We start from the raw sequence: 15347 nt of genomic DNA, 5'->3' as shown, positions 1-15347 counted from the left end.
AAGAACACTTTGAGAAACATAAACAATGATTTGTGATCTAATTTGTGAATACAAATTTATCCACTTAAATGCATAAAGCGCTGAAAGCGCAAGCGCATGACGGGTCAGGAAGAACACCATGAACAAGTTCATTCACTGGAGCTTCGCAGCCACATGCCTGGCCTTGGCAGCCGTGCCAGCCATGGCCAACAGCTCTGTCCCCGAGCAAAAATACCCCGCCGTCGAAGTCAAGGACGCGCCACTGGAATACCGGCAATTTGAAAAAGTAGAGATCACGGGGTCGGCGATTTTGGCGAAAGAAGCCAAAGAAGCCTTGCCCGTTCAAGTCATCACCCGACGCGAGATAGAACGCAGCGGCAGCACCAACTTGGCCGAATTGTTGCAACAACTGCCCGTGATGAACAACTTCGCGGAAAACGGTACGCTCGCGACCAGTGGTGGTCCACAATCTGCCGCCATACATGGCTATGCGAGCGGCACCCTGGTTTTGCTCAACGGCAGGCGTCTGCCGTATTACGGCAACAACACCATTGGCGGAGAACGCGCCTATGTCGATCTCAACATCCTGCCTTTGTCAGCCATCGAGCGCATTGAAATGCTCACCGATGGCGCATCGACACGGTACGGTTCAGACGCCATGGCTGGCGTGGTCAACATCATCACCAAATCCACCGTTCAAGGCGCGACCATCAGCACCCAACTGACCCGTCCAGCAGGCGGCAAAGCCGTTGGCGAGCAAATGAACTTGTCTTGGGGAAAAGGCAAAACTGAAATTGACGGTTTCAATGTGCAAGTGCACCTTTCCCTGGAAAAGCAAAAACCACTTTATGCAGGCGATCGCACCGCATCCAAAGAGGCTGCTTATGCCTTGGATGTGAACGGTCAAAAGCTTTGGTCACTGGGTTACAACCTCACTTTGCACGGCTGGCCGGCGAGCATACAGTCGCTTGGAGGCATCAACTCCCACCCTGTTCTGAACCAAACAGGCCGATGCCCCGATCAGTGGTACGGACTGTCCAATGGACAATATGTGGAGTGCTATCGCAATGCACAAACCGCGTTGTCGCTTTACCCCGGCCTGGATAAAAAACAAGTTTTTGCCAGTGGTGAAGTGCAACTTGACAGCAACTGGCGTGCCTTTGGCCAACTGCTGCTGGGCGAACATGTTCAATCTTTCGTCTCCAAAGACTCGTATGACCTGGGGATCCCACTCGATGATGGCAGCTATGCCTTGTTCACCTCTCAGCCCTTGGGCCCCATCACTCAGGCCTACACCAACAAGTCATACCAAGCCACCTTGGGCTTGCGGGGGCAAATTGAAGACTGGGATGTCGTGGCATCACTGTCCAGTGGTGAGCACCGTGTCGTTCGTGAATACACCGGTGGGATTATTCGATCAGCACAACGGCGAGCCATTCAAAAATCAGGTTTGACCCTTGAAGAGTTGGCACAAGATTACCGCCAGCTTTCTGCTTCCACCTGGGCCAAGTTCAGCCCTTATCTTCAAAAAGAAAATTTGTTACTGGATGACGCCAACACCCACTTGAACGCACTGGACTTGCTGGCCTCTAAAGAATTGACCCATACCGACCATGGCCCCATTGCCTTGGGTCTTGGCTTGAGCTGGCGCCATGAAAGCATCAACAATTTCGTCAATCCACTGATCAACACGACAGCTCGGCCAGACTTCAAAGCGGATCGCAGCAACACCGCACTTTATGGAGAGCTCCAAATCCCTGTGAGCACACGCAGTGAACTGACCGCCTCACTTCGTCAAGACCGGTACTCTGATTTTGGGCAAGTACAAACGGGGAAACTGGGCTGGCGGTGGCGACCTGATTCGGATTTCATGCTGCGGGCATCGGTCGGCACCGGTTTCAGGGCGCCGACCTTGGCCCAAATGTTGCCGCTCACCACAAGTCTGAGCTATACGCTTGACCCGATCAGTGGCAGTTATATTCCCGTGAACTACTACGGCAACCCCGATTTGAAACCCGAGCGTTCGATCCAGTCCAGCGTGGGCATGCGATGGGAGCCCCATCCCACCTGGACCTTAGGCGCTGATTTGTGGCAATTGCAACTCAAAGACACCTTTGGAATCATGGCAGCTGACTCCATCCTCAGCGACCCCGTGCTCCGTGCGCAATATTTGGTCGAGGGTCCTGACGGCTACCTCAAATCACTGAACAAAAACCTTGGCCGCGCTTTTTATCAAGGCATTGATTACGACGCCCAATGGCGACACCCCACCGACTTTGGCCGCTTGCGCTTGACCCTCAAGGGCACTTGGAACCTGGCGTCCAAATCACAATCTGCGCCCCAAGGCGATTACCAATCTAACTTGGGGCAATTCAATACAAACACTTACACCGTCACGCCAAAGCATCAATTCATGATGTCCTTGGGGCTGGAGCAATCGAATTGGAGCGTCGTCAGCACCGTGAATTACCGGTCTGGCAACCAGGAAACTGCAAGTCTTCTGAATCTGGTGACGGGCGAGTACACCGACATTGAGCGGCATGTTCCTTCGTTTTGGACAATTGATTTGGGCGCCCGCTGGCAACCCCAACGCCAATGGACATTGAGCGCTCACATGGCCAACCTGACCGACAAAACCCCACCGCTGCGGCTGGACTCCACGGGCGTCTTCAATGGCGTGGACACCCGCTACGCCAACTACTACGGCCGCACCCTCAAGCTCAAGGCCGAATACAAGTTTTAAACCATCACAAAGCGCCACAGCGCGAGCACCGCATCCCGCTCTGGCGCCAAGGTGGCCAAGGGCACATCGGTGGGTTCTTCGTTCAAGCGTGCGCGGTGCTGCACCTTGCGCATTTCGCGGTAAGCATTGGCCGCTGCTTGGCCCATGCCCATGGGTAGCAAGCCGACCACTTCGGCGCGAATGAGCAAGGCGATGTTGCCCACGTTGTCGGCCAGTTCAGGATGCGCGGCGGTGTGCAGCAGCACCAGATACTGCACCGCAAACTCGGCGTCCACCATGCCGCCGGGGCTGTGTTTCACATCAAAGTGGTCCGCCTTGACGGGGTGGCCTTGTCGCACGCGTTCGCGCATGGCCACGATTTCAGCTTTCAGGCTGGCCGCATCGCGAGGGGCGCAGATGACGGCGTGGCGCACAGCGTCAAATCGGGGCGCCAAACTGGGCCAGCCCATGACAAAACGGGCACGGGTCATGGCCTGGTGCTCCCAGGTCCAGGCGGTGTTGCTGCCGCGCTGCTGCTGGTAATCGGCATAGGCCTCAAAGCGGGTGACCAGCAGGCCCGAATTGCCATTGGGACGCAGCGCCGTGTCGATTTCGTACAAATCGCCTTCCGCAGTTTTCACCGTCATCCAGTTGATGAGTTTGCGCACATAGGCGGCGTAGATTTCCTGTGCCCGTTCGTCCTCGTCTTCGTAGACAAACACGATGTCCAGATCGCTGCCATAACCCAGCTCCTTACCGCCGAGCTTGCCGTAGCCAACGATGGCAATGGCCGGTTCTTCGCGGTGGCGGTTTTTCAGGCGGTCCCAGCACCAGCGGGCCGTCACACGCAGCACGGCATCGGCCAAGGCGCTCAGGTCATCGGCCACTTGCTCCACCGTGAGCACGCCTTCCACATCACGCGCGAGCGTGCGGAACTGCTCGGCGTGGTGGGCGCGGCGCAGCAGGTTCATCAGGCTTTCTTCATCGTCTTCGCCTGTGCGCTGCAGGGCCACCAGGCGTGCCTGCAACTCGCCTTCAAACTCGGCGGCATCAAAACGGCTGTCAAACAGGTTGCCGCCAGCCAGCTCGTCAATCACGCCCGGGTGTTGCAGCAAATAACGCGCAGGCCACTTGGCGGCACCCAACAAGCGCAGCAAGCGTTCGTGAACCGAGGGACGCTCAAGCATGAGGGCCAGATAGCTTTCGCGGCGCAGCAGAGGCTCAATCCAATCGACCATGCGCAGCACGGCGACTTCGCTCACGCGCCCAGCGTCCAGCCACTGGGCGGTGCGCTGCAGCAGGCGCATCAAGCGGCCCCGGGCATCGTCGCGCAGGGACTGCACCCGCGGGTTGTCCGCCCACTGCGCCAGTCGCTCGCGCACCGAGCCACTGAAGTCACTCAGCACAGCGTCCAGATCGGCATGCTCACGGTTGGTTTTACCGTTCTTGCCGTTGCAGGTTTTGCATTCACGGTCGCCGCCGAGCAAGGTGTCAAACTCTTGTGCCACCACCTCGCGGTGCGCGTCCAGTTCACTCAAGAAGGCGCAGGCATTGGCGTGTCCCAGGGTCTGAGCCATCCAGGCCAGATCGTCATCTCGGGTGGGCAGCACATGGGTTTGCTGGTCGTCCAGATACTGGATGCGGTGCTCGACTTGGCGCAAAAACACATAAGCCGCGCCCAGCGCGTCGGCCGTGGCCTGCGGCATGAGCCCGGCCTTGGCCACGCGCTGTAAGGCGTCCAGCGTGGAGCGGGTGCGCAACTCGGGAAACTGCCCGCCGCGCACCACCTGTAACAGCTGCACCGTGAACTCGATCTCGCGGATGCCGCCACGCGACAACTTCACATCGTTGGCGCGTTCAGGGTGGCCTGCGCTGCGCTTGGCCGCGTGATCGCGAATTTGCTGGTGCAAGGTGCGCAGCGACTCGAACACGTTGTAGTCGAGGTAGCGGCGAAACACAAAGGGCAGCACCACGGCCCGCAGCGCTTGGGCCGAACCGTTGACCACCGCACTGCGGGGGGCGACCACGCGGCTTTTCATCCACGCAAAGCGCTCCCACTCGCGGCCTTGCACCAACAAATACTCTTCAAGTGCATCGAGCGAGACCACGCTGGGGCCGGAGTTGCCGTTGGGGCGCAAGGCCAAGTCCACCCGGAACACAAAGCCGTGCTCGGTGGTGTCGCCGATCAGGGCATACATGCGCTTGACGGCGCGGGTGAAGTACTCCTGGCACGAGACCTTGTTGCGGCCTTCGCTGTTGCCCAGAGTCTGGCCGTCTTCGTCGTAGACATAAATCAGGTCGATGTCGCTCGACACGTTCAGCTCGCGAGCACCCAGCTTGCCCATGCCGATGATCCACATCTCGGCCCGCTCGCCGCTGGCCTTGGTGGGCGCGCCGTGCAGGCCATCCAAATCGGCCACCACTTGCTGCCAAGCGATGTCAAGCGTGACTTCGGCCAGCCAAGTCATGCCGTGCGTGACCACCACCAAGTCGGCTTGACGGCTGCAGTCGAGTTGAGCCAACCGCTCAAGTGTCAGCTGACGCAGCACGCGCAAGGCAGCGCTGGTGTCCAGTTCCTTGGCTTGCAAGGCGGCATAGGCTGCGTTCAGGCTGTCGCGGGTTGGGGGGCCGGGCGGCAAGAGTGGCAACTCATCGGCGTAGCGACGGTGCAAGCGCTGAACAAAGCGCGAATACGAGGGCAAACCATGGGGCAGATCCAAGGTGTCGGGTGCGCCGGGGGCCAAAACAATTGGAGAGACAAGGTCAGAACGGTCATCCTTGGACTGGCTGCGGGTCATAATTCCTGCTGACTTTCTAATTCATACGTTTGTGTCGTCTTCACCCACCTGGCCCTCATCCAAAGCCCCACTGCGCCCTTGGCTGGCGCGGGTTGTTCGGTTTGTCTTATGGGGCATGTTGGTCGCCGGGCTGGTGTTGGGTCTGGCCTGGGCAACCTTGCATTTTTGGATTGTGCCGCGAATCGGCGAATTTCGCCCTGCGCTGGAAAGCCTGGCCCGCCAATCGCTGGGTGTACCGGTGCGCATCGGCGGCATATCGGCCCAAAGCACGGGCTGGGTGCCTTCTTTTGAGCTGCGCGACATCGAACTGCAGGACGCGCAAGGGCGCCCCGCGCTGCAGCTGCCCAAAGTGCTGGTGGCGCTCAGCCTGCGCTCAGCCATGCTGGGGCAGCTGGACCAACTGGTACTGGATGCGCCCGAGCTGACGCTGCGCTTGTTGGCCGATGGCCGTTGGCAGATCGCCGGGCTCGATTGGCGTGCCAGCACCAGCGAAGACTCGCCCGCCGCCGACTGGCTGCTGCGCCAGCGCGAAGTGGTGGTGCGGGGCGCACAAGTGCACTGGCATGGGCCCAACCACGACTTGAACGCTGTGCCCGGCAAACCAAACGCCAACCCAGAGCCCTTGACCCTGCGCGATGTGGACCTGGTGCTACGCAACTCGGCTCGGCAACACGCTGTGCGCCTGGACGCCACACCGCCGCCCCACTGGGGCGAGCGCTTTGTGCTGATGGGCCAGTTCAAGCGCAGCCTGCTGTCCCTGCACCCAGGACGGCTGTTCGATTGGTCGGGCCAAGCTTTTGCCCATTTTCCGCAACTGAACATGGCCCCCTGGTCGGCCCAAGGTCTGTTGTCGCCTGGCAGCTTGCCGCCTGAAAGCGGATGGCTACAAGGTCAAGGACGCTTGCACCTGTGGGCCGACTTGCAGCAAGGCCAATGGCGCGGCGGTCTGGCCGATGTGGACCTGAAAAACCTGCACGCCGGGTTCAGGCCGCAGCAACCTCCATTGGCCTTGCAAAGCCTGACCGGCCGATTGGGGCTGCAGTTACATGCCGAAGGCTTTGTGGCCCAGACCCAAGATCTGGTCGTCGTGAGCGAACAAGGCGTACGCTGGCCTGGCGGGCAGTTGTCGCTGGATTACACACACGCCCAAGGCGCACGCCCCGCCAAGGGCCAACTGCAAGCGGCACAGTTGGACTTGCAGGCCTTGCAAGCCTTGGTACTGCGATTGCCATCAGGGACGGGGCTGACGCCTCGTCTGCACGCCGCATTGCAGGCGAGAGACGTGTCAGGCCGGGTCACCTCCTTGGACTTGCGCTGGCAAGGCGACTGGACGCAACCTGACATCCAACAAGCGCGGGCCACGGTGGAGGGCCTGAGCTGGCAGCCCGGATCCCAGGCCGTTGCCGCCTGGGGCACGCTGCCCGGCGCCGACGTGCCCGGCCTGCGCGGCGGCCAGTTGACGCTGGATCTGAACGCCAGCGGCGGCCGACTGGATGTGCAAACCGGCGCAGGCAGCGCCCTGTGGCTGCCCGGTGTTTTAGAGCCAGCGCAAGTGCCCTTGCAACAGATGCAGGCGAGCGTGCGCTGGGCACGCGACGCGGGCAACGGCACTCACTGGCATGTGCCCCACTGGTCGCTGAGTCTGGCCAACGCCGATTTGCAAGGCCAATGGCAGGGCGATTGGCGCCCCTCTCCTCATGGCCAAGGCCCCGGCATACTGAGTCTGAAAGGGCGCATTCAACGCGCGCAAGCCGCAGCCGCACACCGTTACCTGCCGCTGAATTTGCCAACCAATGTGCGCCACTACTTGCGCGATGCGTTGGTGCAGGGCCGTTATGAGAATGTGCAGGTCCACATCCAGGGGGAACTGGACAAACTGCCCTTTGCCCGGCCGGAAGACGGCACATTCTTGTTTTCCGGGCAATTGAAAAACGCCGAATTCGACATGGTGCCCCCCTCCCTGATGAGCCCAGGAAAATTGCCTTGGCCGCGCCTGCGCGCGCTGCAAGGTCAGCTGGTTTTTGACCGATTGGGCATGCAACTGCGCGAGGCCAGCGCCCGGGTGGGCGAGGGTGCACAGGCCATCGAGTTGAAAGCCGCCTCGGTGGACATCGCCGACATGGCGCACGAACCGGTGCTGCGTGTGCAGGCACAAAGCCTGGCCGATGCCCCCCTGGTGCTGGGCGTGGTGCGGCAGTCACCACTGAACGCGATGCTCTCTGGCGCGCTGCAACCCGCCCAAGCCAGCGGCCCGCTGCTTACCCGCTTTGCCTTGCAACTCCCACTGCTGGACCTGGCCCGCACACGTGTGCAAGGCAGCGTGCAATTCGATGGCAATGACCTTCGCATGCTGCCCGGCACGCCTTGGCTCAACAAGCTGCACGGCTCGCTGCAATTCCACGAGCGCGGTTTTAACGTACGCCAACTGCAAGCCACGTTGTTGGGGGGGCCCACCCTGATCGACGGCGGCATGCAGACACCCGACCCGGTCGCCGGCACGCCTGCTCCAACAACCGCCCCAATGGCCTTCACGGCCCAAGGCCGCGTGAGCGCAGCAGGCCTGCAAGCGGCACACGATGTGGCCCCGCTGAACCAGCTGGCCCAGCACGCCAGCGGCACCACCGAGTACACCGCTCGCTTGGCCTGGTACCAAGGCCTGCCCGAACTCACGGTGAACAGCCGCCTGGCTGGCCTGGGCTTGCAGCTGCCAACCCCTTTGGGCAAACCCACCTCCGCCGAAAAACCCCTGACCCTGCAGATCCGCACGAAACGCACCGCCACGGGGCCACAAGACGAAATCGCGCTCGCTTTGGGCGACTCCATGCGGCTGATGTACGTGCGCGATTTGAGCGCTGACACACCCCGCGTGCTGCGCGGGCGTCTGGGTTTGGGCGTGCTGCCCGACAACCTGCCCACACTGCCCGATACCGGTGTCACGGCCAGCGTGGCTGTGGACCGCTTGGTGGTGGACGACTGGCTGGCCTTGCTGCCCAAACCAGCACCTGAGCCCACTCCTGCGTCCACACCCGGTGCGCCGCAGCAGCCCGCAGCTTGGCAAGCCTACCTGCCCACGCGGTTGAGCCTCAAAGCCAACAGCCTGATCGCTATGGATCGCCAGCTGCACCAAGTGCAAGCGGGTGGCACGCATGAGGCGGGGCGCTGGCGGGTCAACATCGACGCAGCCGAGCTCAGCGGCCACGTCCTCTTTGAGCAAGCCATGCCCGGCCAAACCGACCAAGCTGGCAAATTGTTTGCTCGTCTGAGCCGCCTGAATTTACCGCCCGCCAGCGCACGCGCCGTTGAAAGTCTGCTCGAAGCGCCCCCCGTCAGCCTGCCCGCTTTGGACATCGTGGTGGAGGCGCTGGAGCTGCGCGGTAAACAACTTGGGCGCATCGAAATCGAAGCCATCAACACCGACAAGAACCTCACCCAAACCCCGGCGGCACGCGAGTGGCAACTGAATAAATTCAACATCGAAGTCCCCGAAGGCACATTGCGCAGCACAGGTCGCTGGCTCGCGGCCCGCGAAGGCAGCCCCCTGCGCAAGAGCGAGATGCGCTTTGTGCTGGACGTGCGAGATGCTGGGGCCTTATTGAGCCGGCTGGGCACGCCCGAAGCCTTGCGCGGCGGCGCAGGCCAGCTCGAAGGCATGGTCAGTTGGCAGGGTTCGCCGCTGGGCTTGCATTACCCCAGCATGAACGGCCACCTGGATGTGCGCATGGGCCGCGGCCAGTTTCTCAAGGCCGACCCCGGGGTGGCCAAACTGCTGGGCGTGTTGAGCCTGCAGGCCTTGCCCCGGCGCCTGCTGCTCGATTTCAGGGATGTCTTTGCACAGGGCTTTGCATTTGACTCGGTACAAGGCGACGTGACCATCCTGCACGGCATGGCCACCACCCGCAACTTGCAAATCAAGGGTGTCAATGCGATGGTCCAGTTGGAAGGCTCGGCCGACATCGCCCAAGAGACTCAGCAACTTCGTGTGCAGATCCTGCCCGCCGTGGACACGGGCACCACCTCTTTGGTCGCAGGTCTGACAGTCAACCCCGCAGTGGGCTTGACCGCTTTCTTGGCCCAATGGCTCCTCCAAAACCCCTTGTCACGCGCCTCAGCCCAAACGTTTTTGGTGGACGGCAGCTGGGCCCATCCGCAAGTCACCCGCGTGGAAACGCGCCCAAGCACGCTCCCTGCGCCCACCCCCCCGAACTGATCCCCCCGGCATCCAGCAACGGACCCATGGGTGCAGGACAATGCGGGCATGACAAGCCAAGCGCTGCAGCGCCTGATCCCCACATTCAAAGCACGCAGCTTGGCCTGGTGGCAAGCGGTAGAAGACGCCTTGCCCGGAGGTCGAGGGCGCCGCAGCCTCTGGAGCGCCTTGATTGCGCTGGTCATGGCGGTGCTGGTGACCCTGGTGTGGCTGGCCGGTCGTTACGAAGCCAGCCAGCTGCAGGCCGAGCTCGAGCGCGACACCGCCAATGCGGTCAGTGACCTGCGCACCCAACTCACGCGCCATGTGCAAGCCCTGCAAGGCCTGCAATCGAGCCACCCCTCCGAAGCCTTTTGGAGCCTGGAAGCGCAAGCGTTGTTGCGCGAAAACCGCGAAATGCTGCGCATCGAGTGGCGCGACACCGCACTGAACCTGAAGCGGTCGGCTGACTCGGCCCTGCGCAGTCCGGTGTTTGAACGGGTGCCCCGCTCCGAAACCCTGAGCGAAGCTCAGCAAACCTGCCTGCGAGCACAGCGCAGCAGTGGCGCGAGTTATTCGCGCTCTTACTTTCTGCCACAAACCGACGGCTTGGGCATGGAAGTCATGGACATGTGCTTGCCCAACACCCAAGGCGGTGTGCTGATCGGCTTCACGGTGGTGACCTATGGGCTGCAGGAGCTCATCAGCGAACGCTTGAGCGTGGGTTACGGCCGGCGCAACGAAATTTCATTCACCGAACCCGACGGCACGCGGCTGGCCATTGCGGGCACCCAAAGCCGGGGCTTGCGCGTGTTCACCGCCCAGCAGCTGGTGGACTTGCCGGGCAACACCCTGGTCTTGCGCATGGACGGTCGCCGGGGCGAGCCCGACCTGTTCCCCAACGTGCTCACGGCGCTGGTCACCGCCATGTCGATCGCGCTGGTCACGGTGATGGTCTTGCTGGCCAAAGACTCGCGCCGTCGCCTGAAAGCTGAAAACGACCTGGCCGAGGCCCTGGCCTTTCGCAAGGCCATGGAAGACTCGCTGGTGACCGGCCTGCGTGCACGCGACCTGGAAGGGCGCATCACCTATGTGAACCCGGCCTTTTGCGAAATGGTGGGGCTGACCGCCGAACAGCTCACCGGCAAGCTGGCACCCATGCCCTATTGGCCCCCGGAAATGGTGGACGAATACAAGCAGCGCCAGGCTATCCGGCTGGCCGGCAACGCGCCACCGCGCGAAGGCTTCGAATCGGTCTTCATGCGCGCCGATGGCACGCGGTTTGAAGTGCTCATCATCGAAGCGCCGCTGATCAGCGTCCAAGGGCAACAAACCGGCTGGATGGGCGCGGTGATCGACATCAGCGAGCAGCGACGCATCGAAGAACTCTCGCGGGCCAGCCAAGAGCGCCTGCAGGCGACAGCCCGACTGGCCACCGTGGGCGAGATGGCCTCCTTGCTCAGCCACGAGCTGAACCAACCACTGGCCGCCATCGCCAGTTATGCCAATGGCTCACTCAACCTGCTCAAAGACCCGGCTGCCGTGCCGCAAACCCTGGACGATGTGCACATGGCCCTGCGCCGCATTGCCGAGCAAGCCGGGCGGGCGGGCAAGGTCATCAACAGCGTGCACGACTTTGTGCGCCGCCGCGACCAGGCGCGCGAAGCCGTGGCACCCCAGGCCTTGCTCGACGCCATTGCCCCGCTGGTCAACCTGCAAGCGCGCAAGCTGCAGGTCAAGGTGCACACCCGCATCGAGCCCAAACTGCCCCAAGTCCTGTGCGACCGCACCATGGTCGAGCAAGTGCTGTTGAACCTGGCGCGCAACGGCATGCAAGCCATGGACCAACCCGGCAGCACCGAGCGGGTGCTGGTGTTGCAGGCGAGGCGCGCTGGCCACAACGCCACATTGAATGCCGAACACGGCTGGGTGGAGTTTTCAGTCAGCGATGTGGGCGTAGGCATTGGGGAAGACGTGGCCAGCCAGCTGTTCACCCCCTTTTTCACGACCAAGGCCGAAGGCATGGGCCTGGGCCTGAGCCTGTGCCGCACCGTGGTCGAGCAGCACGGCGGGCATCTCAATTTTGAACCCCTGGACCCCCGGGGCACGGTTTTCCGCTTCACCTTGCCCGCCGTGCTTTTGGATAAGATCACCGCATGACGCCCACCGTTTTCATTGTGGATGACGACGCCAGCGTGCGCGAGGGCATGGCCTGGTTGCTGCGCACGCGGCGCTTGCTCAGCGAGTCTTTTGACAGCGCCGAAGCTTTTTTGGCCATGCTGCAAGGCCAAGGCACCCACAATGGTGCGGCTTGGCAGCCAGACCCAGCCCGGCTGCAGCAATCGGGCTGCATCTTGCTGGACGTGCGCATGCCTGGCATGAGTGGCCTGGCCCTGTTCGAGCAACTGCTGGCCAAGGACATGGCCCAGGCCTGGCCCGTGATTTTTTTGACCGGCCACGCCGATGTGCCCACCGCGGTGGACAGCGTTAAACGCGGGGCCTTTGATTTTTGCGAAAAGCCTTTTTCGGACAACGCTCTGGTCGACCGGGTGGAGCAGGCCTTGGCCCTCTCACAAGAGCGCTTGCTGGCCCGGCAAACCCAGCAGCGCCTGCAATCGCGCCTGCTGGAGCTGACCGAGCGCGAACGCGACGTGATGCGCTTGGTGGTGGAGGGCCTGCCCAACAAACTCATCGCCGACCAACTCGACATCAGCGTGCGCACGGTCGAGGTGCACCGCGCCCGGGTGTTCGACAAGATGGAAGTGAAGTCAGCCGTCGAGCTGGCCAACCTGATGCGGCAACTGGCATGAACGACGCAGGAACTTCTTGGCGCCCAACGCTGACCACGCCCAAGCCAGCGCCCACGGCGACTGGCGCGCAACGCCGCAGCTGGCTGCTCAGTGGCCTGGGACTGGGCGCTGCCGTCTTGCTGGCAGGCTGCTCATCGCCCCAGGTCAGGCGCCCTGCGCCCACAAGTGGTGTGCCCGCAAGCTCTGTGCACACCAACCCTGCAGCATCACGCCCTCGGCCTTCAGGCCCTTACAACAGCGTGCGCAACGACGTGGCCATGGCGGCGCTGTCCTTGCTCGACACGCCCTACGCTTGGGGCGGGCGCGGCCCAGCCACGGGCTTTGACTGCTCGGGCCTGGTGACCCATGTGCTGCGCGAAGGAGGGGGCTTGCGGGTGCAGGGCTCAGCCGCCGACCTGGGCCGCATGTCGCGCCCCATCGACGCGGCCGACTTGCTGCCGGGCGATCTGGTGTTCTTCAACACCTTGGGCGCACGCCACTCACATGTGGGCGTGTACGTGGGTGACGGCCGCTTTGTGCACGCCAGCAACCCCCGCACCGGGGTGCGCATCGACGCGCTCAGCAACCGCTATTACGCCCAACGCTTTGAAGGCGCACACACCTTGCTCGACTGAACCCCTCAGCGGCGTGTTTCGTCGGAAGTTGGTGATGTTGTTGGGGCAGCTTCGCTCACGGCATGGCCCGGCACCTGCCCGCTGGCCTCGTTCGAGGGCTGATCAGACGGCGGCTGGGCCTGGCGCAATTCACCTTTGCTGCGGCCGGAAAACATGGTCCACCAGACAATCACGATGAAAATGAACAAGGCCAGCAACGCTTCCAGCAAAATCAGACCCATGCAAAAACCCCGTTTCTTGACCCGCCGCCCGTTGCGGGTCGGCTTCTTGATGGCCGCGATTGTAGGCATGCTGGCCGCCTGCTCGGTCGCGCCCGTGGTGCAAGACCTGCCCACCTCAAGCCCATCGCCCCGGCCCGACATCACAGACATCTTGCCCAGAGAAGACACCCGGCCGCTGCCACCCACCCTGGTGCGCGAACAAAGCCGCTGGGTGCCCGTGCGCTGGGCCGAGCTGCCCGGCATGGACCGCGACGCCGTCAACGAAGCCTGGCCCGCCTGGCTGCAAAGCTGCCAACGCCCGGCCCTCGACTGGCGGGCGCTGTGCCCCGAAGTGGCCCAACTGGCCAACGCCAGCGCCGAAGTGCAGCGCCGCTGGATGCGCGAAAAACTCCAGCCCTACCGCGTCGAGGCGCTGGACCAACGCAGCGAAGGCCTGCTGACCGGTTATTACGAACCGGCCCTGACCGGCTCGCGCAGGGCACAAGGCGCGTTCCAAGTGCCGCTGTACGCGCCGCCCGCCCAACTGGCCCAGCGCAAACCCTGGTTCAGCCGCCAAGAAATGGAAACGGTCTCGGCCGCCCGCGCCGCCCTGCGCGGCAAAGAACTGCTGTATTTGGCCGACCCGGTGGACGCCATGGTGCTGCACATCCAGGGCTCGGGCCTGGTGAACGTGACCGAGCCCGACGGCCGCCAGCGCTGGGTGCGCATGGCCTACGCCGCCACCAACGACCAGCCCTACAAAAGCATTGGCCGCTGGCTGCTGGACCGCCGCCTCATCACCGACGCGAGCTGGCCTGGCATCAAAGCTTGGATTGACCGCAACCCCTCGCGGGTGAACGAGCTGCTGTGGCAAAACCCGCGTGTGGTGTTTTTCCGCGAAGAAGCACTGCCTGTAGGTACCACACCTCCCGGCCCCAAAGGCGCACAAGGTGTGCCGCTCACAGCCGAGCGATCCATCGCAGTAGACCGCCGCAGCATCCCCTACGGTACCCCGGTGTGGATGAAGTCCACCGGACCCCAAACCAATTTGGACCGCCTGGTTCTGGCCCAAGACACCGGCAGCGCCATCGTGGGCGCCGTGCGGGCCGACTATTACGCAGGCTCCGGCCCGGCAGCGGGCGAACTGGCCGGACGCCTCAAGCAGCCCCTGCAAATGTGGGCCCTGTGGCCACGCTGAACCGGATGCCCAAAACCGGATGACTTTGACCTGCCGCCCCGGCTGCGCCGCTTGCTGCACCGCACCCTCCATCTCCTCGCCCATCCCCGGCATGCCCAGCGGCAAACCCGCAGGCGTGCCCTGCGTGCAACTTGACGAACAGCTGCGCTGCAAAATTTTTGGTCAACCAGAACGGCCTGCGGTGTGCGGGCAACTGCAGGCATCGGTGGAGATGTGTGGGGCTGTAGAAGATGGTGGGGTGCACGCCCGGGCTTGGCTGATGCGGTTGGAGGAGATGACGCGGCCGGGGTGAAGATCAGGCCGCTGTTGATGCATTTGGCCAGTTGATTTGTACTTTTCGACTGTTGGCAAGGCAATCTCGCAGGTACAAATTGATCAGGCTCTGATAGGGAACGCCGGATTCATCGGCCATGCCCTTGAAATAGTCCACCACATCCTCCGAAAGGCGCATGGTCACAGGCTTCTTCAACTTAGACGCGTAGGGGTTCCTGCGAGACTTTAATTTGGAAAGGTCGTACTCTTTTTTCATGCTTATCCACCTCGATAAAACGCGCTTTCGCGCTTGGTCGCCTTGCGTGCTGAGATGATGCGAATGACTGCACCATGCGCCCGTTCGCAATGACAGACGATGAGAAGCTTTGCGCCTGTGCTCATCCCCAGCATCAAGAAACGCTCTTCGTCGGATGAGTGTTCTTCATCAAAAAATTGCACGCCGAATTCATCGAAAAAAATCGTTTTTGCTTCCTCAAAAGACACCTGATGCTTTTTAAGATTTGCAACGGCTTTGGGTTCGTCCCATTCGAACTTAATCATACGTACATTGTATTTAATGTTTATTCC

General features: G+C 62.1%; 11 protein-coding genes. 7 read left to right on the top strand and 4 right to left on the bottom strand.

The genetic code is table 11. The annotated features are described in order from the left end of the window. The first annotated feature begins 118 nt into the window (after positions 1-118). Positions 119-2722 (top strand): TonB-dependent receptor, encoded by a 2604-nt coding sequence (locus B9Z50_RS15325; RefSeq protein WP_108365619.1) that lies wholly within the window; start codon positions 119-121, stop codon positions 2720-2722. Here the strand turns inward: B9Z50_RS15325 and glnE are convergent. After that, positions 2719-5499 carry a bifunctional [glutamate--ammonia ligase]-adenylyl-L-tyrosine phosphorylase/[glutamate--ammonia-ligase] adenylyltransferase gene (gene glnE / locus B9Z50_RS15320; protein ID WP_233249902.1) on the bottom strand — a complete coding sequence of 927 codons (2781 nt, stop codon included), beginning with the start codon at positions 5497-5499 and terminating at the stop codon, positions 2719-2721. The two genes, B9Z50_RS15325 and glnE, sit on opposite strands and share 4 nt — an antisense overlap. Before the next feature lie 31 nt (positions 5500-5530). Between glnE and B9Z50_RS15315 the strand changes: the two genes are divergently transcribed. The 4 genes from B9Z50_RS15315 to B9Z50_RS15300 are packed head-to-tail and all read left to right on the top strand — an operon-like array spanning position 5531 to position 13109. Next, positions 5531-9706, top strand: coding sequence for a YhdP family protein (locus B9Z50_RS15315; RefSeq protein ID WP_233249901.1), 4176 nt, complete (start codon positions 5531-5533; stop codon positions 9704-9706). A gap of 48 nt (positions 9707-9754) precedes the next feature. After that, positions 9755-11845 carry a sensor histidine kinase gene (locus B9Z50_RS15310; protein ID WP_108365617.1) on the top strand — a complete coding sequence of 697 codons (2091 nt, stop codon included), beginning with the start codon at positions 9755-9757 and terminating at the stop codon, positions 11843-11845. Further along, positions 11842-12495 (top strand): response regulator transcription factor, encoded by a 654-nt coding sequence (locus tag B9Z50_RS15305; protein WP_108365616.1) that lies wholly within the window; start codon positions 11842-11844, stop codon positions 12493-12495. Before B9Z50_RS15310 ends, B9Z50_RS15305 begins: the two co-directional genes overlap by 4 nt. Continuing rightward, on the top strand, positions 12492-13109 hold the full coding sequence (locus tag B9Z50_RS15300) for a C40 family peptidase (protein WP_108365615.1): 618 nt from the start codon (positions 12492-12494) through the stop codon (positions 13107-13109). Before B9Z50_RS15305 ends, B9Z50_RS15300 begins: the two co-directional genes overlap by 4 nt. A gap of 5 nt (positions 13110-13114) precedes the next feature. Here the strand turns inward: B9Z50_RS15300 and B9Z50_RS17505 are convergent, their stop codons facing one another. Next, positions 13115-13330 carry a hypothetical protein gene (locus tag B9Z50_RS17505; protein WP_146183228.1) on the bottom strand — a complete coding sequence of 72 codons (216 nt, stop codon included), beginning with the start codon at positions 13328-13330 and terminating at the stop codon, positions 13115-13117. On the opposite strand from B9Z50_RS17505, the gene B9Z50_RS15295 reads away from it, so the two are divergent. Together B9Z50_RS15295 and B9Z50_RS15290 are read left to right on the top strand one after the other, a co-directional pair. Further along, the gene (locus B9Z50_RS15295) at positions 13263-14507 is read left to right on the top strand and encodes a murein transglycosylase A (RefSeq protein ID WP_108365614.1); all 1245 of its coding nucleotides are present in this window, start codon (positions 13263-13265) and stop codon (positions 14505-14507) included. The two genes, B9Z50_RS17505 and B9Z50_RS15295, sit on opposite strands and share 68 nt — an antisense overlap. Before the next feature lie 19 nt (positions 14508-14526). Next, on the top strand, positions 14527-14799 hold the full coding sequence (locus B9Z50_RS15290; protein WP_108365613.1) for a YkgJ family cysteine cluster protein: 273 nt from the start codon (positions 14527-14529) through the stop codon (positions 14797-14799). A 3-nt stretch (positions 14800-14802) separates the two neighbouring features. Here B9Z50_RS15290 and B9Z50_RS15285 read toward each other — a convergent pair whose 3' ends face one another. Both B9Z50_RS15285 and B9Z50_RS15280 read right to left on the bottom strand, forming a co-directional pair. After that, the gene (locus B9Z50_RS15285) at positions 14803-15036 is read right to left on the bottom strand and encodes a BrnA antitoxin family protein (RefSeq protein WP_108365612.1); all 234 of its coding nucleotides are present in this window, start codon (positions 15034-15036) and stop codon (positions 14803-14805) included. Between the two features lie 2 nt (positions 15037-15038). Beyond that, positions 15039-15320: a BrnT family toxin gene (locus tag B9Z50_RS15280; protein ID WP_108365611.1), complete on the bottom strand. Its 282-nt coding sequence runs from the start codon at positions 15318-15320 to the stop codon at positions 15039-15041. Positions 15321-15347: the final 27 nt, after the last annotated feature.

The organism is Limnohabitans sp. Bal53, assembly GCF_003063355.1.
Taxonomy (GTDB): Bacteria; Pseudomonadota; Gammaproteobacteria; order Burkholderiales; family Burkholderiaceae_C; genus Limnohabitans_A.
Note: the sequence above shows the minus strand (reverse complement) of the source record. Positions and strands in the feature narration are given on the sequence as shown.

Coding starts and splice junctions, on each gene's coding strand:
- B9Z50_RS15325 (WP_108365619.1), top strand. CDS start 119: ATGAACAAGTTCATTCACTGGAGCTTCGCAGCCACATGCCTGGCCTTG.
- glnE (WP_233249902.1), bottom strand. CDS start 5,499: ATGACCCGCAGCCAGTCCAAGGATGACCGTTCTGACCTTGTCTCTCCA.
- B9Z50_RS15310 (WP_108365617.1), top strand. CDS start 9,755: ATGACAAGCCAAGCGCTGCAGCGCCTGATCCCCACATTCAAAGCACGC.
- B9Z50_RS15305 (WP_108365616.1), top strand. CDS start 11,842: ATGACGCCCACCGTTTTCATTGTGGATGACGACGCCAGCGTGCGCGAG.
- B9Z50_RS15300 (WP_108365615.1), top strand. CDS start 12,492: ATGAACGACGCAGGAACTTCTTGGCGCCCAACGCTGACCACGCCCAAG.
- B9Z50_RS15295 (WP_108365614.1), top strand. CDS start 13,263: ATGGTCCACCAGACAATCACGATGAAAATGAACAAGGCCAGCAACGCT.
- B9Z50_RS17505 (WP_146183228.1), bottom strand. CDS start 13,330: ATGGGTCTGATTTTGCTGGAAGCGTTGCTGGCCTTGTTCATTTTCATC.
- B9Z50_RS15290 (WP_108365613.1), top strand. CDS start 14,527: ATGACTTTGACCTGCCGCCCCGGCTGCGCCGCTTGCTGCACCGCACCC.
- B9Z50_RS15285 (WP_108365612.1), bottom strand. CDS start 15,036: ATGAAAAAAGAGTACGACCTTTCCAAATTAAAGTCTCGCAGGAACCCC.
- B9Z50_RS15280 (WP_108365611.1), bottom strand. CDS start 15,320: ATGATTAAGTTCGAATGGGACGAACCCAAAGCCGTTGCAAATCTTAAA.